Source organism: Micromonospora sp. AP08 (assembly GCF_008085935.1).
In the GTDB taxonomy this organism is placed as follows: Bacteria; Actinomycetota; Actinomycetes; order Mycobacteriales; family Micromonosporaceae; genus Micromonospora; species Micromonospora chersina.
Genome location: NZ_VSEZ01000008.1, coordinates 258467 through 275770, shown reverse-complemented (window position 1 = coordinate 275770; position 17304 = coordinate 258467). Strand labels below are relative to the sequence as shown.

Annotated in this window: 10 protein-coding genes and 1 tRNA gene; 7 read left to right on the top strand and 4 right to left on the bottom strand. The window is 72.5% G+C overall.

What is annotated here, in order from left to right; translation table 11 throughout:
- Positions 1-13 precede the first annotated feature (13 nt).
- The 4 genes from FXF50_RS16570 (at position 14) to FXF50_RS16555 (ending at position 6736) form a co-directional block, all read left to right on the top strand.
- Complete coding sequence (locus FXF50_RS16570; RefSeq protein WP_148428769.1) at positions 14-2848, top strand: RICIN domain-containing protein; 2835 nt, start codon at positions 14-16, stop codon at positions 2846-2848.
- 17 nt (positions 2849-2865) lie between these two features.
- Positions 2866-4971, top strand: a complete 2106-nt coding sequence (locus FXF50_RS16565; RefSeq protein WP_148428767.1) for a ThuA domain-containing protein — start codon at positions 2866-2868, stop codon at positions 4969-4971.
- 78 nt (positions 4972-5049) lie between these two features.
- The gene (locus FXF50_RS16560) at positions 5050-5535 is read left to right on the top strand and encodes a sensor histidine kinase (RefSeq protein ID WP_148428765.1); all 486 of its coding nucleotides are present in this window, start codon (positions 5050-5052) and stop codon (positions 5533-5535) included.
- 190 nt (positions 5536-5725) lie between these two features.
- Entirely contained in the window at positions 5726-6736 is a 1011-nt protein-coding gene (locus FXF50_RS16555; RefSeq protein WP_148428763.1) for a sugar phosphate isomerase/epimerase, read from the top strand.
- A 149-nt stretch (positions 6737-6885) separates the two neighbouring features.
- Here the strand turns inward: FXF50_RS16555 and FXF50_RS16550 are convergent, their stop codons facing one another.
- The 4 genes from FXF50_RS16550 to FXF50_RS16535 all read right to left on the bottom strand — a co-directional run bounded on the left by FXF50_RS16550 (position 6886) and on the right by FXF50_RS16535 (position 13327).
- Positions 6886-8070, bottom strand: coding sequence for an ROK family transcriptional regulator (locus tag FXF50_RS16550; RefSeq protein WP_148428761.1), 1185 nt, complete (start codon positions 8068-8070; stop codon positions 6886-6888).
- A gap of 107 nt (positions 8071-8177) precedes the next feature.
- Positions 8178-9248 carry a sugar phosphate isomerase/epimerase gene (locus FXF50_RS16545; RefSeq protein ID WP_255510062.1) on the bottom strand — a complete coding sequence of 357 codons (1071 nt, stop codon included), beginning with the start codon at positions 9246-9248 and terminating at the stop codon, positions 8178-8180.
- An 86-nt stretch (positions 9249-9334) separates the two neighbouring features.
- The gene (locus tag FXF50_RS16540) at positions 9335-12673 is read right to left on the bottom strand and encodes a ThuA domain-containing protein (RefSeq protein WP_148428759.1); all 3339 of its coding nucleotides are present in this window, start codon (positions 12671-12673) and stop codon (positions 9335-9337) included.
- Positions 12674-12937: 264 nt separating this feature from the next.
- Positions 12938-13327, bottom strand: a complete 390-nt coding sequence (locus tag FXF50_RS16535) for a hypothetical protein (RefSeq protein ID WP_148428757.1) — start codon at positions 13325-13327, stop codon at positions 12938-12940.
- A 275-nt stretch (positions 13328-13602) separates the two neighbouring features.
- Between FXF50_RS16535 and FXF50_RS16530 the strand changes: the two genes are divergently transcribed.
- The 3 genes from FXF50_RS16530 (at position 13603) to FXF50_RS16520 (ending at position 17210) form a co-directional block, all read left to right on the top strand.
- Positions 13603-13675, top strand: a tRNA-Asn gene (locus FXF50_RS16530).
- A 177-nt stretch (positions 13676-13852) separates the two neighbouring features.
- Complete coding sequence (locus FXF50_RS16525; RefSeq protein WP_148428755.1) at positions 13853-15973, top strand: MMPL family transporter; 2121 nt, start codon at positions 13853-13855, stop codon at positions 15971-15973.
- A complete protein-coding gene (locus tag FXF50_RS16520) occupies positions 15963-17210 on the top strand; it encodes an NAD(P)/FAD-dependent oxidoreductase (RefSeq protein WP_148428753.1) in 1248 nt (415 codons plus the stop codon). The genes FXF50_RS16525 and FXF50_RS16520 overlap by 11 nt, the downstream gene beginning before the upstream one ends.
- The last annotated feature ends 94 nt before the right edge of the window (positions 17211-17304 follow it).

Genomic DNA, 17304 nt, shown 5'->3' with positions numbered 1-17304 from the left:
GGACAGCAGAGGCATGTCCAGCCCCCACCACACCCCCACCCGACGATGGCTCCCCGCCGGATCGGCGCTGCTGCTCGCGGCGGCCGCCGGCGCGGTCGGCCTGGCCGCGACCCCCGTCCCGGCGTCCGCGCACCCCATCTCCGCGACCGACTTCCAGCAGGTGGAACTCGCCCGCGGCGTCGCCGAGACCGGTGAACCGATGTCCCTCGCGGTGCTGCCCGACCGTTCGGTCCTGCACACCGCCCGCAACGGCACGCTGCGGCGCACCGACGCCGCCGGCGTCACCACCGTGATCGGCGCCCTGCCCGTCTACACCCACGACGAGGAGGGGCTCCAGGGCGTCGGCGTCGACCCCGGCTTCGGGAGCAACCGGCAGATCTACCTCTACTACGCGCCGCCGCTGTCGACCCCGGCCGGCGACGCACCCGCCACCGGCAGCGACTTCTCCGCCTGGCGCGGCGTCAACCGGCTCTCCCGCTTCACCCTCAACGCCGACTTCACGCTCAACCAGGCGAGCAGGGTCGACGTGCTGGACGTGCCGGCCGACCGGGGCATGTGCTGCCACGTCGGCGGCGACATCGACTTCGACGCCGCCGGCAACCTCTACCTCTCCACCGGCGACGACACCAACCCGTTCGACTCCGGCGGCTACGCGCCGATCGACGAGCGGACCGACCGCAACCCCGCGTACGACGCGCAGCGCAGCGCCGGCAACACCAACGACCTGCGCGGGAAGATCCTGCGGATCAAGGTGAACGCCGACGGGACGTACTCGATCCCCGCCGGCAACCTCTTCCCGCCCGGCACCGCGAAGACCCGGCCGGAGATCTACGCCATGGGCTTCCGCAACCCGTTCCGGATGAGCGTCGACCGGGCCACCGGCGTCGTCTACGTCGGCGACTACGGCCCGGACGCCGGCACCAGCTCGGCCCGCGGCCCATCCGGGCAGGTCGAGTTCGACCGGGTCACCGCGCCGGGCAACTACGGCTGGCCGTACTGCACCGGCACCAACACGGCGGCCGAGACGTACGCCGAGTGGGACTTCGCCACCGGCACGGCGGGCGCGAAGTACACCTGCGCGGCCGGTCCCACGAACAACTCGTTCCGCAACACCGGCCAGAGCACCCTTGCGGCCGCCAAGCCGGCCTGGATCCGGTACGCGGGCGACGCCGGCAGCCCGCCCGAGTTCGGCGGCGGCTCCGAGTCGCCGATGGCCGGCCCGCTCTACCGGTACGACGCCGCCAACCCCTCCACCACGAAGTTCCCGCAGTCCTTCGACGGGCAGTTCTTCGCCACCGAGTTCGGCCGGGGCTGGATCAAGCCGATCCACCTCAACGCCGACGGCACGCCCGGCACCATCGATTCCTTCCCGTGGACCGGCAAGCAGGTCATGGACTCGGCGTTCGGGCCGGACGGCGCCTACTACGTGCTCGACTACGGCACCGGCTACTTCAACGGCGACGCCAACTCGGCGCTGTACCGCTTCGACTACCTGGGCGGCGGCAACCGCGCGCCGGTGGCCCGGGCCGCCGCCGACCGGACCTCCGGCGCGGCCCCGCTGGCCGTCGCCTTCTCCTCGGCCGGCTCGTCCGACCCGGAGGGCGGGGCGCTCACGTACGCCTGGGCGTTCGGCGACGGCGGCACCTCGACGGCGGCGAACCCGTCGCACACCTACACGGCCAACGGCCGGTACACCGCCACGTTGACCGTCCGGGACACCCAGGGCGCGACCGGCACCGCCAGCGTGATCATCACGGTGGGCAACACCGCACCGACGGTCACCGTGAACAGCCCGGGCAACGGGCAGCTCTTCTCCTTCGGCGACACCGTGCCGTTCCGGATCACCGTCGCCGACCCGGAGGACGGCACGATCGACTGCACCAGGGTCAAGATGACCTACGTGCTCGGCCACGACCAGCACGGCCACCAGATCACCTCGGCGACCGGCTGCACCGGGTCGATCAGCATTCCGGTCGACGGCGAGCACGACGACGCGGCGAACATCTTCGCGATCTTCGACGCCGAGTACACCGACTCGGGTGGACTGACCACGCACACCCAGCACACCCTCCAGCCCCGCCACCGGCAGGCCGAGCACTTCAAGACCTCCGCCGGGATCAACACCTTCGACAAGGCGACCGCCGAGGGGGGCAGGACGGTCGGTGACATCCACAACGGGGACTGGATCGCGTTCGAGCCGTACCAGCTCGGCAACGTCACGGGCTTCAGCGCCCGGGTCTCCTCGGCCGGGACGGGCGGCACCCTCCAGGTCCGCGCCGGCTCGGCGACCGGCACCGTCCTCGGCTCGGCCACCGTGCCGGTGACCGGGGCGTGGGACACGTTCACCACGGTGACCGGCGCGATCGCCAACCCGCCCGCGGGCACCACCACCCTCTACCTCACGTTCGCGGGCGGCACCGGCGCGCTCTACGACGTCGACTCGTTCACCCTCACCACCTCCGCCGTCCGCACCGGGCCGATCCGGGGGCTGGCCGGCAAGTGCCTCGACGTCCGCAACGCCGCGACCGCCGACGGCACCCAGGTCCAGCTCTACACCTGCAACGGCACCGCCGCGCAGAGCTGGACGGTGACCCCGAACTCGACGGTCAAGGCGCTCGGCAAGTGCCTGGACGTCTCCGGCGGCGCGACCGCCGACGGCACCAAGATCCAGCTCTGGACGTGCAACGGCACCGGGGCGCAGAACTGGTCGGCCCAGGCCGACGGCACACTGCGCAACCCGCAGTCCGGCAAGTGCCTCGACGTCTCCGGCAACAACTCCGCCGACAGCACCCCCGTGCACCTCTGGACCTGCACCGGCGCGGCGAACCAGAAGTGGACCCTGCCGTGAAGACCTGGGAGAGCGACATGAGACTTCTCCGCACCGCCCTCGGCGCGGCCACCGCCGTCCTCGCCACCCTCGCCTGCACCACCCCGGCCACCCCGGCGGCCGCCGCCGACGCCCCCTACGACGTGCTGGTCTTCTCCAAGACCGCCGGCTTCCGGCACGACGCCATCCCGGCCGGCATCCAGGCCATCCGCGACCTCGGCGCGGCGAACAACTTCACCGTCACCGCCACCGAGGACGCCACCCAGTTCACCACCGCCAACCTGGCCCGGTTCGAGGCGGTGGTCTTCCTCAACACCACCGGCGACGTGCTCAACGCCACCCAGCAGACCGCCTTCGAGGCGTACGTCGGCGCGGGCGGCGGCTACGTGGGCGTCCACGCCGCCGCCGACACCGAGTACGACTGGCCGTTCTACGGCAACCTGGTCGGCGCCTGGTTCGCCTCCCACCCGGCCATCCAAGCGGCGAACGTGAAGGTGGAGGACCGGGCGCACGCCGCCACCGCCCACCTGCCGCAGACCTGGAACCGCACCGACGAGTGGTACAACTACCGCACCAACGCCCGGTCCACCGCGCACGTCCTGGCCAGGCTCGACGAGTCGTCGTACTCCGGCGGCTCGATGGGCGGCGACCACCCGCACGCCTGGTGCAAGGCGTACGCGGGCGGCCGGTCCTTCTACACCGGCGGCGGCCACACCCAGGCGTCCTACGCCGAGCCCGCGTTCCGCGCCCACCTGCTCGGCGGCATCCGGTACGCGGCCGGCCGCAGCAAGGCCGACTGCCGCCCCGAGACCGGCTACACGGCCCTCTACAACGGCGCCACCACCGGCTGGTCCCAGGCCGGGCCGGGCAGCTTCACCAACGCCGACGCCACCCTCACGTCGGTCGGCGGGATGGGCCTGTACTGGTACAGCGCCAAGCAGTTCACCAACTACTCGCTGAAGCTGGACTGGCGGCTGGCCGGCGACGACAACTCGGGGGTGTTCATCGGCTTCCCGCCGTCGAGCGACCCCTGGTCGGCGGTGAACAACGGCTACGAGATCCAGATCGACCCGACCGACAGCCCCGACCGGACCACCGGCGCGGTCTACACCTTCAAGTCCGCCGACCTCCCGGCCCGGGACGCGGCGCTCAACCCGGCGGGGGAGTGGAACACCTACGAGCTGCTGGTCGAGGGGGAGCGCCTCCAGGTCTTCCTGAACGGCGTGAAGATCAACGACTTCACCAACACGGACCCGGCCCGGTCGCTCGCCGGCCACGTCGGCATCCAGAACCACGGCACCGGCGACGACGTCTCGTTCCGCAACATCCGGATCAAGGAAGTGGGCGGCACGCCGCCGACCGGGAACACGACCGTGCAGGCCGAGGCGTTCAGCTCGGCCAGCGGCGTCACGCCGTTCACGAAGGCCGGCGCCAACGGCGGGCAGACCCTGGGCTACATCGACCCGGGCGACTGGGCGGCGTACCAGGGGCTCGACCTGACCGGGGTGACCTCCGTGCGGGCCCGGGTGGTCTCCGGCGGACCCGGCGGCACCCTCCAGGTCCGTACCGGCTCCCCGACGGGCACCGTGCTCGGCCAGGTGGCGGTGCCGAACACCGGCAGCTGGACCACGTTCGCCGACGTCAGCACCGCGCTGACCGGCGTGCCCAGCGGCAGCCAGACCGTCTGGCTCACCTTCACCGGCACCGGCTCCGGGCTGTTCGACGTGGACGACTTCACCCTGGTCCGGGGCGGCGGCAGCGGCGGGACCGGCCCGGTCCGGGGCCTGGCCGGCAAGTGCCTCGACGTACGGAGCGGCGCCACCGCCGACGGCACCCAGGTGCAGCTCTACACCTGCAACGGCAGCGCCGCGCAGACCTGGACGGTGACCCCGAACTCCACCGTCACGGCCCTGGGCAAGTGCCTCGACGTGTCCGGCGGCGGGTCGGCCGACGGCACGAAGATCCAGCTCTGGACGTGCAACGGCACCGGGGCGCAGAACTGGTCGGCGCAGGCCGACGGCACGCTGCGCAACCCGCAGTCCGGCAAGTGCCTCGACGTGGCGGGCAACAACTCCGCCGACAGCACCCCGGTGCAGCTCTGGTCCTGCACCGGCGCCGCGAACCAGCGGTGGACCCTGCCCTGACCGGCGGGCCGGCGGCGGACCGGGCGACCTGCGGGATCCGCCCGGTCCGCCGCCGGGGTGCTGCCGTACCTTGACCGTGTGGGACGCCTGGAGCGGTGGCGTCGGGTCGCCCGGGCGGGCCCGAGGGTCGGTGGCGCGCTGCGGTCCGCCCTGCTCCGCGTGCTGCGCCGCGACGGGCAGCCGGCCGGGCCCGCGCCCAGCCTCACCCGGCTGGACGCGCTCATCGACGAGTTCGCCGCCGGCCAGCCCGTGCGCTGGCGGGTGGGCGGCCAGCCCCGCCCGCTGCCCGGCGCGGTCGACGTGGCCGCGTACCGGTTCATCCAGGAGGCGCTGACCGGCGCGTGCCGGCACGCGCCGGGCGCGGCCGTCGCGGTCCGGCTGCGCTACGACCCCGCCGGCCTCACCGTCGAGGTACGCGGCGACGGGCCCCCCGTCCCGGCCGCCGGCCTGCGGGCGCGTGCCGAGTCGGTCGGCGGCCGCTTCCACGCCGGCCCGGGCCCGGAGGGCGGCTGGCTGCTCCGCGCCGAACTGCCCGCCCCCGAGGACGAGCCGGACCTGTCCTGACCCTTCCGCGGCGGTCCGGTCCGACCTAGAGTGAGGGCGGCGACCGCGAGGTGGCCGGTGACCCGGCGGGAGGCGCAACCCGGCGGGCCCCGACGCGAACGCGTCCACCGGTGCCGTCGTGGCCGCCCACACCCGGTCGCCTCGCCCCGGTCGCTACGGAATCCCCCATCACGACAGGGGAGAAGGACACATGGCGCGACCCATCACGCTCTTCACCGGCCAGTGGGCCGACCTTCCGTTCGACGAGGTCTGCCGGCTCGCCGCCGAGTGGGGCTACGACGGCCTGGAGATCGCCTGCTGGGGCGACCACTTCGAGGTCGACAAGGCGCTCGCCGACGAGGCGTACGTGGACCGCAAACGGGCCACCCTCGCCAAGCACAACCTCCAGGTCTTCGCCATCTCCAACCACCTGGTCGGTCAAGCGGTCTGCGACCACCCGATCGACGAGCGGCACCAGGACATCCTCCCCGCCCGGATCTGGGGCGACGGCGAGCCGGAGGGCGTCCGCCGGCGTGCCGCCGAGGAGATGAAGGACACCGCCCGGGCGGCGGCGAAGCTCGGGGTGAAGACGGTGGTCGGCTTCACCGGCTCGTCGATCTGGCACACCCTGGCGATGTTCCCGCCGGTCCCGCCCGCGATGATCGAACGCGGCTACCAGGACTTCGCCGACCGGTGGAACCCGATCCTCGACGTCTTCGACGAGGTGGGTGTGCGCTTCGCCCACGAGGTGCACCCCAGCGAGATCGCCTACGACTACTGGACCACCAAGCGGGCTCTGGAGGCGATCGGCCACCGGCCCGCGTTCGGGCTGAACTGGGACCCGTCGCACTTCGTCTGGCAGGAGTTGGACCCGGTCAACTTCATCTTCGACTTCGCCGACCGGATCTACCACGTCGACTGCAAGGACGCGAAGGTGCGCACCGGGGACGGCCGGCGCGGCCGGCTCTCCTCCCACCTGCCCTGGGCGGATCTGCGGCGGGGCTGGGACTTCGTCTCCACCGGCCACGGGGACGTGCCGTGGGAGGACTGCTTCCGCGCGTTGAACGCGATCGGCTACACCGGCCCGATCTCGATCGAGTGGGAGGACGCCGGCATGGACCGCCTCGTCGGCGCCCCGGAGGCGCTCCAGTTCGTCCGCCGGCTCGCCTTCGACGCCCCGTCCGCCGCCTTCGACGCGGCCTTCTCCACCAGCCGGGACTAGATTCGTCGGCCGCTACGAACTTGATGGCGTGAACGACTCATCCGCTCCGCCGGGCGGCGACCCGGACGCTCGGCGGGTGAGTCACCTACGTCATCAAGTTCGTAGCGCCGGGACACACGGTCCGCCGCCGGTGCGGGCGGTGGGGGCGGTCAGCAGGCGGCGAAGACCTGGTCGCTGACCAGGCGGGCGGCGCCGACGAGACCAGCCCGGTCGTCGAGGTCGGACAGGACGATCGGCATGCTGCCGGTGGCCAGCGGGGTGGACCGCCGGTAGACGACGCCCCGGATCTCGGCGAGCAGGACCGGGCCGATGCCGGGTGCCGCGCCGCCGATGATCACGATGGCCGGGTTGACGAAGCTGACCAGGCCCACCAGCACCTGCCCGAGCCGGCGGGCGGCGTCGCGGACCAGGGTCTGCGCGGCCGGGTCGCCGGCGGTCGCCGCCGCGGCCACGTCGGCCACGGTGAGCGCGCCGGCGGCGGCCAGCCGGTCGGCGAGCGCCGTCGAGCGCCCGGCCCGCGCGGCGGTCACCGCCTCCCGCACCAGGGCGGCATCCCCGCAGTACGCCTCGACGCAGCCGGTGTTGCCGCAGGTGCACAGCGGCCCGTCCTCGGTGAGCTGGAGGTGCCCGATGTCCCCGGCGCCGCTGGCCGCGCCCCGGTAGAGCGCGCCGCCGAGCACCAGCCCGCAGCCCACCGCGTCGCCCAGCTTCACGTAGAGGAAGTCGTCGAACGGCCGGCCGGTGCCGGCGTGCCGCTCGCCCAGGGCCATCACGTTGGCGTCGTTGTCCACCTGCACCGGGCAGCCCAGCTCGGCGGCGATGATGTCGCGTACCGGGAACTGGTGCCAGCCGGGCAGCGCGGGCGGCGAGACCGGGGCGCCGTCGCGGACCGCGACGGGCGCGGGGAGCGCCACCCCGACGCCGGCCAGCCGGGCCAGCCCGGCCTCGGCCCGCAGCTTGCCGAGCAGTTCGACCGTCCGCCCGACCACCGCCTCGGGACCGAGCCGGACGTCGACCGGCTCGCCGTGCCGGGCGAGCAGGGTCAGCTCGCCGTCGGTGAGCGCGACCTCCAGCCGCCCGTCGCCGACCCGCACCGCGCCGAAGCGCACCTGCCGGCCGACCCGCAGCAGCGAGGAGCGCCGCCCGCCCCGGGACGCGGCCGGCCCGGCGGTCTCCACCAGGCCCTGCGCGGTCAGCCGGTCCGCCTCGGCGGTGAACCGGGCCCGGGGCAGGCCCAGGACGTCGGCCAGTTCGACCCGCGAGCGCGGGCCGTCGTCGCGCAGCAGGCGCAGCAGCCGCGCCTGGTCCGCGTTCTCCGGTCCGACCATCGTCATCACGATCACCTCCCCCCGAATGTGCCACACCGGCGTCACGGCGGTGTGACGCGAGGGGGCCGCGCCGGTTTCCCGGCGCGGCCCCTGCGATCGAACGGTCGGGTCGGTCAGCCCCGCAGACCCGACATGTGCTGGTAGCTGATCTCCGCGTAGCGCAGCGACCGGCCCGGGTCGGCGGCCCCGCCCGGCGCGTTGTCCTGCTCCCACATCGGGTTGTGGTAACCCTTCGCGCCCATGTTGGCGAAGAAGTTCCCGTAGTCGATGTCGCCCTGGCCGAGCGGCACCATGGCGTAGCCGGCCGCGGTGGCCGGGTCGTAGGTGCCGTCCTTGGCGTGGAACAGCGGGAACCGGATGGGCTGGGCCGCGACCACGGCCAGCGGGTCGAAGACGTTGGTCTGGGTCACCCCGTCCGGGTCGGTGTAGCTGCGGAACCGGTGCTGGGCCACGTGCGCCCAGTAGATGTCCATCTCGAACCAGACCCACTCCGGGTTGGTCCGCGCGATGAAGTACTCCAGCTTGCGGACGCCGGAGGACCGGGTCGGCCGGCCCAGCGCGTCCAGCGGCCCGCTGTCCAGCAGGAAGTTGTACGCGGCGTCGTGGTTGTGCGTGTACAGCTTCAGGCCCCGGGCCGCGGCCATCTCGCCGAAGGTGTTCCACCGGTCCACGGCGGCGTCCCAGTCGGCCTTGTAGTTGCTGCCGGTCGGGTCGCTGCCGGTGCCGATGTGGGTCATGCCGAGGATCTCGGCGGTGTCCAGCGTCTGCTCGAACGCGGCGATGGTGGCCGGGGTGACCGTGCCCGGGATCGACGCGTGCGAGCCGTTGGCGCGCAGACCGTTGTCGTCGAGGATCTTGCGGATCTCCGCCGGGGTGATCTGCCGGCCGAGGATCGAGGTGTGCTGGGTGTACCCGGCGAACTCGACCTCCTTGTAGCCGATCTCGGCGAGCCGGCCGAGGACCCGCTCGAACCCGAAGGGCACCCCGCTGCCGTCGTCGGCGGCGCCGATCCGGTCCCGGACGCTGTAGAGGATGATGCCCCGCTTGCCGGTCGGGACGAGCAGCCCGTTGCCGGCGAAGGCGGCCGACGGGAGTCCGGCGGCGCCGACGGCGGCGGCGCCCGCCGCCCCGGCGATGGTGCCGAGCACCCGGCGACGGCTCATGCCGTGCGATGTGTCGTTCATGTCCTGACTGCCTTTCTGACGGTGCTGGATGGTGTGGGAGGACGGAAGGCCGGGTGGGGCCGCCCGGTGGCGGCCCCACCCGGGCGTCACGGGGTGACGCCGATGCCCTGGCCGGTGAACTCGACCCAGTTGAGGTTGCCGAAGCCGCCGGCCGGGCCGCCGGGAACGGTGGTCAGGACCAGGTAGAGCTTGTGCGTCCCGCCGGGGTCGGTGACCGGCACGGTGGTGCTCGTGAAGGCGTTGTTGCCGGAGGTCGCGTTGACCGTGGCCGTGGCCAGCAGCGGGCCGGTGGGGGAGTCCAGCCGGAACTGGACGCCGAACCGGGGCTGCCCGGCGGTGGCGGCGCTGCCCCCGGAGGTGCGCAGCGTCACCGACTGCATGTTCTTCAGGTTCACGGTGTTGTTGATCGCGATCCAGTCGCCGGGGTCGAGGCTGCCGCGCTGCTGCCCGCCCCCGGTGTCCGCGCTGATGCCCACCGTGGTGCCGGACTCCTCGGTGGCGAACTCGACCTCCTGGCGCTTGGCCTGGACGATCTGCTGGTCCACCGTGGTCAGCGCCGGCTGGCCGTTGGCGCCCTTGTCGGTGTACGACGCGCTGACCACGCCGTAGATGTAGCCGCCGTGCGAGGCGTCGTCGGCGTCCGTGGGCAGCACCCCCGAGCAGCCGAACTGGTTGGCCTCACCATGCCCGTGGCTGTCGTGGCCCAGCACGAAGGTCACCTCGACCTTGGCGCAGTCGACCGGCCCGTCCTCCGGGTCGGTGACGGTGACCGTCCACGGGATGTCGTCGCCCCAGCTGAAGAAGCCGCCTTCGAGCGGGGTGGTGACCGTGACCGTCGGCGCGGTGTTGCCGACCGTGATGGTGGTGTTCGCCGACGCGGTCTTGCCGCTGGAGTCGGTCACCGTGAGCCGGGCGGTGTAGACGCCGTTGGTGGTGTAGGTGAACGACGGGTTCGGGTCGATCGAGTCGGTGGTGCCGTTGCCGTCGAAGTCCCAGGCGAACGAGATGGAGTCCGCCGGGTCCGGGTCCTTCGAGCCGTCGCTGGAGAAGGCGACGGTCAGCGGCGCCAGGCCGTTGGTCGGGGTCGCGTTCAGCACGGCGGTCGGCGCGCGCAGGCCCTTGACGTAGCTGAACTTGAGCATCGCCGCGTCCGGGTTGATGTTGAAGAACCCATCGCCGTACGTCAGCAGGTAGAAGTTGCCGTCCGCGCCCCAGCGCATGTCCATGGGGTTGTCGCAGAGGAACGGCTTCGCGGGCGTGGTGGGTGCCTGCCCGCAGTTCAGCACATTGTTGATCTTCAGGATGTCGCCCTGGTCGTCCAGCCGGATCTCCTTGAGGGTGTCCCGGGTGAACTCACCGAAGAAGATCGCGCCGTCGTAGTACTCGGGGAACTTCGTCTCCGACCTCAGCTCCGGGTCGAAGTCGTACTTCGCCGCTCCGTGCGGGCCGACGCCGCCCGTGCCCAGCTCCGGGAAGAGCACCGGGCAGGTCTGCGTGGGAGTCGACAGGTAGGACTCCGGGCAGGGCGTCGGGGCCTGGAACGAGTACCACAGCTCCGACTTCTCCACCCGCGGCAGGTCGGTCAGGCCGGTGTTGTGCCGCGAGGTGTTCTTCGGGGCCGCGCAGTCGAACGGGGCCACCGGGGAGATCGGGGTGGTGGTCCAGTTCATCTCGATGTACGGCAGGTTCGGCTGCACGCACATCGGCCAGCCGTAGTTCGCCGGCTTGTCGACGACCATCATCCGGCCGGTGCCGGCGGGACCGCGGCCCACCTGGGCGACCGAGGAGTCCGGCGAGTAGTCGGTGATGTAGGCGACGTCGTTCTTGTCGAGGGTGATCCGGAACGGGTTCCGGAAGCCCATGGCGTAGATCTCCGGCCGGGTCTTGTCGGTTCCGGCCGGGAACAGGTTCCCCGCCGGAACGGTGTACGACCCGTCCGCGCCCACGGTGATGCGCAGGATCTTGCCCCGCAGGTCGTTGGTGTTGGCGGAGCTGCGCCGGGCGTCGACGAACGGGGCCTGGTAGACGCCGGTCGCGCTCACCGAGTCGTTGTGCGGCGAGAAGCCGCCGGAACCGCCGCCGCCGGCCGGGGTGTCGTCCCCGGTGACCAGCCAGAGGTTGTTCTTCGAGTCGAACGCGATGTCACCGGCCACGTGGCAGCAGGCGCCCCGGTCCACCGGCACCTGGAGGATCTTCTGCTCGGTGCTCAGGTCCAGCGACGGGGTCTCCCCGTCGACGAACTTGAACCGGGAGAGCTGGAAGTAGCCCTTCCACACGTCCCAGGCGTTCGGGTCGGTGCTGGTCGTGGGCGCGCTGCCCGTCGGGGTGTTGAGCGGGGGCGCGTAGTACAGGTAGACCCACTTGTTGGTGGCGAAGTCCCGGTCCACCGCCGGGCCGTACATCCCGTCCTCGCTGTTGGTGTAGACGGGGATCTGGGCCAGCACCGTGGTCTGGTTGGTCTCCGGGTTGTGCAGCCGTACGCCGCCGCGCCGGTCGGTCTGGAGCACCCGGCCGTCGGGGAGCACGTCGAAGCCGATCGGCTCGTTGACGTTGGGCTGCGCCCCGACCACCGTCATCTGGTAGTTGGCCAGCACGGTCGCGCCGCAGTCGCCGTCGGTGACGCCGGCCGCCCACTGGATCGCCCCGCCGAGGTGGGCCCGCAGGTCGGCGCTGTCGTAGCTCTCCGGGGTGGCCCCGAGTCCGGTGTAGAACGAGCGGCCGCCCTGGTAGTCCTTGCACCAGGTGACCGGGTGGTCGAAGCCCATGCTGCCGCCGGCGTACGTCTTCTCGTCCACCGTGGCCAGCACGTGCGAGACGCCCCGGACGTTCGCCGCGAAGTTGTACCACCGGTCGGTGGTGGACCAGCGCTGCGGCAGCGTCTCCGACGCCGGGTGGACCCGGTCGGCGACGGTGACGGTCGCCCGGCTCGCGGCCGTCGGCGCGCCGGTGGCCCGGGTGCCGAGCACGTTGGTGAGGAACGACCAGTCCGGCTCGGCCTCGATGGCGGAGTGGACGCCCACGAAGCCCCCGCCGTCGCGGTAGTACGCCTCGAAGGCGGCCTGCTGCGCGTCGTCGAGCACGTCGCCGGCGGTGTTCAGGAACACCACGGCGCGGAACTGCTTCAGGTGGGGCTGGTCGAACTTGCGCGGGTCGTTGGTGACCTCGACGGTGAAGCGGCGCTCCTGGCCGAGTTTCTGGACGGCCTGCACGCCGGCCGCGGTGGCGGCGTTGTTGCCGCTGGCCGACCTGGTGAAGACGAGCACCTTGTACTGGATGCCGTTGCTGACGGGTGCCGGGGCGGTGAGCACCGGCGCAGCCTGCGCCGGGGTCGGGGCACGCTCCGCCGTCGCGACGAGCGACGCGGCGACGAGAGTGAGCAGGCTGAGATGGGTGGCGGCCCTGCGGCCGAACGGTCTTCTGCGCATCGAACCTCGCTCTGGTCGGGCGGGTCCGCCTCAGCGCCGGGACGAGGCTGAGGAGGTCGCTGGGAGGTGACGAGAGCCTGGCCAGGTTCTACGCGAGACGATATTTGCGCTCGGGACCAAAGAGAAGAGGTTGAAGCCAAAAGTTTTCGATGAACCTCTCTGACTTTTGTTCAGGATAAGCAAAAGTGGGAGGGCGGGGTCTCGTTCGGACAGACGAGAGCGGGCCGGTCGCCCGATGGCGACCGGCCCGCTGCCCGGTTGGCGTCAGAGGTTGGTGCTCGTGCCGGACGACTTGGTGCTCGTGCCGGTGGTCGACGTGCTGGTCGAGCTCGTGCCGGTCGAGCCGGACTTGGCGCCGACGGCGGCCGGCGTGCCGGCGAACGGCTTGTCGGCGTCGGTCAGCCCCTGCTTGCTGCCGTTGCCGGTAGCGGTGCCCAGCTTCTCGCCGAGCTTGGTCTGCCCCAGCTTGTCCTTGCCCTCCGAGTAGAGCCGGGTCGCCTGGGCCTGCGCGACTCCCGCCGCCTCCTGGACGGTCGGGTGGTCGAGCACCTTGCGGCCCCGGACCACCAACTCCTCGTACTTCTCCCGGCCGGCACGGGCGCCCAGGACGAATCCCGCAGCCAGCCCGCCAAGAAACATGATCTTTCCGCGCATGGCGGCTCCTTCCGTACCTGACGCGCCGCCGGTCCCGGCCCGGTGGCCCCGGGCGGGATCGACCTTCTCGCGCCTGCGTCCTCTGTCGTCGGCTAACTACCCATCCTGCTCTCCGCTCATACCTCCCTGTGCCGAGATGGCGATTTGTCCGGTATTCTGATGCGGTCGTCGGCCGGGGGAAGTCGTCGTAACCCCCTGGCGCACCACCCCCTGATGTCCTGTACTCTTGTCCCCGTCGCACGGCGCGGAGAGATCCGCAGCCGGGTGATCTACGGTCCCCCGTAGCTCAATTGGCAGAGCAGCCGGCTGTTAACCGGCAGGTTTTTGGTTCGAGTCCAAACGGGGGAGCTTCGCTCCACACGACGCCCGTCGGCCCTGGCCGGCGGGCGTTTCGCGTTGCCGGCTTACGCGCCCGCCCGCCGCCGGTTTCCGCCCGCGACGCCGTTTCGCCCGGCAGGATGGTCGATGTCGACTTAGACTCCCGCTGCGTCGATTACTGCGTCGATTCAAGGGTGGAACGGACACATGGCCGGAGGGCGGGGCCGCTGGACCGCGACGGTGATCGCGGTGGTCGTGGCGCTGGGCTGGCTGGTCGTCGGCGGCCTCGCCGGGCCGTACTCGGGCAAGCTCGGCGACGTCGCCACCAACGACAACGCCTCCTTCCTGCCCGCCGACGCCGAGGCCACCCGTGCGCAGGACCTCGCCGCCGGCTTCGTGGACCGGGAGACCACCCCCGCACTCGTCGTGTACGAGCGCACCTCCGGCATCACCCCCGCCGACCAGCAGCGGGTCCAGACCGACGCGGCCCGCTTCGCGGAGCTGCCGGGCGTGGTCGGTCCGCTGCCGCCGCCGATCGTCAGCCAGGACCGGCAGGCCGTGCAGGTGGTCGTCCCGATCGACGCGGCCGAGGGCGAACAGATCGGCGCGGTCGTCGACCGGCTGCGGGAGATCGCCGGCGCCGACCGGGACGGGCTCACCGTGGACGTGGCCGGCCCGGCCGGCCTGCTCGCCGACCTCATCGAGGTGTTCACCGCCATCGACGGGCCGCTGCTGCTGGTCACCCTCGTCGTGGTGCTGGTCATCCTGCTGATCGTCTACCGCAGCCCGGTCCTCTGGGTCTTCCCGCTGCTCGCCGCCGGCATGTCGTACTCGCTGGCCGCGCTCTTCGTCTACGTCCTCGCGAAGAACGACGTCATCAAGCTCAACGGGCAGGCCCAGGGCATCCTCACCGTGCTCGTCTTCGGCGCCGGCACCGACTACGCGCTGCTGCTCATCGCCCGCTACCGGGAGGAACTGCACCGGCACGAGCGGCCCTGGGACGCCATGCGGGTCGCCTGGAAGGGCGCCGCCCCGGCGATCATCGCCTCCGGCGCCACGGTCATCGTCAGCCTGCTCTGCCTGCTGCTGTCCAGCCTCAACTCCAACCGGGCGCTCGGCCCGGTGAGCGCCGTCGGCATCGCCGCCACGCTGCTCGTGATGCTCACCTTCCTCCCCGCCCTGCTGCTGCTCGGCGGGCGGTGGGCGTTCTGGCCCCGGCGGCCCCGCTACGACCACGCCGACCCGCGGACCGAACACGGCATCTGGGGGCGGATCGCCGGCTTCGTGGCCCGCCGCGCCCGTACCGTCTGGATCGTCACGGCGGTGGTCCTGGCCGCGCTCGCCCTCGGGGTGACCCAGCTCGGCGCCACCACCCTCGGCCAGTCCGACCTGTTCACCCAGCGCACCGACTCGGTGGCCGGCCAGGAGGTGATCGCCCGCCACTACCCGGCCGGCACCGGCAGCCCGGCCACCATCTTCACCAACCAGGCCACCGCCCAGCAGGTCGCCCAGGTGGCGCAGGGCGTACGCGGGGTGTCCTCGGTCCGCCCGTTCAGCCGTCAGGGACCGGCCGGGCCGCCCGAGGTGGTCGACGGGCGGGTGCAGTTGCAGGCCACCCTCGCCGACCCGCCGGACAGCAACGGCGCCGAACGCACCATCCGCGAGCTGCGCGTCGCGGTCCACCGGGTGCCCGGCGCGGACGCGGTGGTCGGCGGCTTCACCGCCATCAACGTGGACACCGCCGACGCCTCCACCCGGGACCGCAACGTCATCATCCCGGTGGTGCTGCTGGTCATCGCGGTCATCCTGGCCGTGCTGCTGCGAGCCCTGCTCGCCCCCGTGCTGCTGATCGCCACCGTGGTCCTGTCGTTCCTGGCGACGCTCGGCCTCTGCGCGCTGATCTTCAAGTACCTTCTCGACTTCCCCGGGGTCGACCAGTCGTTCCCGCTGTTCGCGTTCGTCTTCCTGGTCGCCCTCGGCATCGACTACAACATCTTCCTGATGAGCCGGGTCCGCGAGGAGTCGGTCCGGCGCGGCACGCGGGCCGGCGTGCTCACCGGCCTCGCGGTCACCGGCGGCGTGATCACCTCCGCCGGCATCGTGCTCGCCGCCACCTTCTCCGCGCTCGCCGTGCTGCCCCTGGTCGTGCTGGTCGAACTCGGCGTGGCGGTCGCCGCCGGCGTGCTGCTCGACACCATCGTGGTCCGCTCGCTGCTGGTGCCCGCGCTCGCGTACGACATCGGGCCGACAGTGTGGTGGCCCGGCCGGCTGTCCCGGACCAACCGGGACGGCGACCGGGCCCGGACGGAGGTGGCCGATGCCCACTGACACCGACGTGGTCATCGTCGGCGGCGGCCTGGCCGGCCTCGCCGCCGCCCGCCGGCTCCACCGGGCCGGCGTGCCCTGGCGGCTCGTCGAGGCCGCCGACCGGCTCGGCGGCCGGATCGCCACCGACGAGGTCGACGGCTACCTGCTCGACCGCGGCTTCCAGGTGCTCAACACGGCCTACCCACGGCTCGGCGGCCTGGTCGACCTCGGCGCCCTCGACCTCGGCTGGTTCACGTCCGGCGTGCTGGTCCGCCGCGGCGACCGGCTGGACCGCCTCGTCAACCCGCTGCGCGACCCCGCCGGCGCGCCCGGCACCCTGACCGCGGACGTCGGGTCGCTGGTCGACCGGCTCCGCTTCGCCGGGCTCGCCACCGGCTGCGCCACCCTGCCCGTGGGCCGGCTGCTCAACGCCCCCGAGACCACCACCGAGGCGGCGCTACGCCGGGCCGGGCTCTCCGCCGCGTTCATCGAGGAACTGCTCCGGCCGTTCCTCTCCGGCGTCCTGCTCGACCGCGAGCTGGCCACCTCCAGCCACGTGCTGGCCGTCCTCCTGCGCGCGTTCGCCCGCGGCCGGATCGGCCTGCCCGCCCGCGGCATGGCCGCGCTGCCCGCCGCCGTCGCCGGCCCGCTGCCCGCCGAGCTGATCGACCTCGACACCCCGGTCGCCGAGGTCGCGCCGGGCCGGGTCCGCACCCCGGCCGGCGACATCACCTGCCGCGCCGTCGTGGTCGCCGTGGACCCGCCGGCCGCGGCCACCCTGCTGCCCCGGCTCCAGCGGGTACGCATGCACAGCTACACGACCTACTACCACAGCACCGACACCCCACCCCTGGCCGAGCCGATCCTGCTCCTCGACGGGGAACGGCGGGAACTCGTCGCCAACACGGTGGTGGTCAGCAACGCGGCACCCACGTACGCGCCCGCCGGCACGCACCTCGTGGCCACCTCGGTGGTCGGCCCGCAGGCCCCGCCCGAGCCGCTGATCCGCCGCGAGCTGGACCGCCTCTACGGCCGCTCCACCGCCGACTGGACCCACCTCACCACCGTGTCGGTGCCCGAAGCGCTGCCCGCCGCGCCGCCGCCACAGGGCCGGCTCCGCAAGCCGGTCGCGCTGGGCGAAGGGCTCTTCGTGGCCGGCGACCACCGGGACAGCCCGTCCATCCAGGGCGCCCTGGCCAGCGGCTGGCGGACCGCCGGCGCCGTGCTCGCGGAGCTGCGCGGCGAAGGCCCGATGTGACACCGGCGGGCCCGACCGATCCGCTGCGCGCTGTTATCCTCGCGTTGCCCATCGTGCCGGGCAGATCATCAACCCGGCCCGACGGGTGATGGCC

Excerpts from the sequence above, each read along its gene's own strand:
- FXF50_RS16565 (WP_148428767.1), top strand. The coding sequence starts at position 2,866 with ATGAGACTTCTCCGCACCGCCCTCGGCGCGGCCACCGCCGTCCTCGCC.
- FXF50_RS16545 (WP_255510062.1), bottom strand. The coding sequence starts at position 9,248 with ATGAACGACACATCGCACGGCATGAGCCGTCGCCGGGTGCTCGGCACC.
- FXF50_RS16570 (WP_148428769.1), top strand. The coding sequence starts at position 14 with ATGTCCAGCCCCCACCACACCCCCACCCGACGATGGCTCCCCGCCGGA.
- FXF50_RS16535 (WP_148428757.1), bottom strand. The coding sequence starts at position 13,327 with ATGCGCGGAAAGATCATGTTTCTTGGCGGGCTGGCTGCGGGATTCGTC.
- FXF50_RS16525 (WP_148428755.1), top strand. The coding sequence starts at position 13,853 with ATGGCCGGAGGGCGGGGCCGCTGGACCGCGACGGTGATCGCGGTGGTC.
- FXF50_RS16540 (WP_148428759.1), bottom strand. The coding sequence starts at position 12,673 with ATGCGCAGAAGACCGTTCGGCCGCAGGGCCGCCACCCATCTCAGCCTG.
- FXF50_RS16520 (WP_148428753.1), top strand. The coding sequence starts at position 15,963 with ATGCCCACTGACACCGACGTGGTCATCGTCGGCGGCGGCCTGGCCGGC.
- FXF50_RS16555 (WP_148428763.1), top strand. The coding sequence starts at position 5,726 with ATGGCGCGACCCATCACGCTCTTCACCGGCCAGTGGGCCGACCTTCCG.
- FXF50_RS16550 (WP_148428761.1), bottom strand. The coding sequence starts at position 8,070 with ATGACGATGGTCGGACCGGAGAACGCGGACCAGGCGCGGCTGCTGCGC.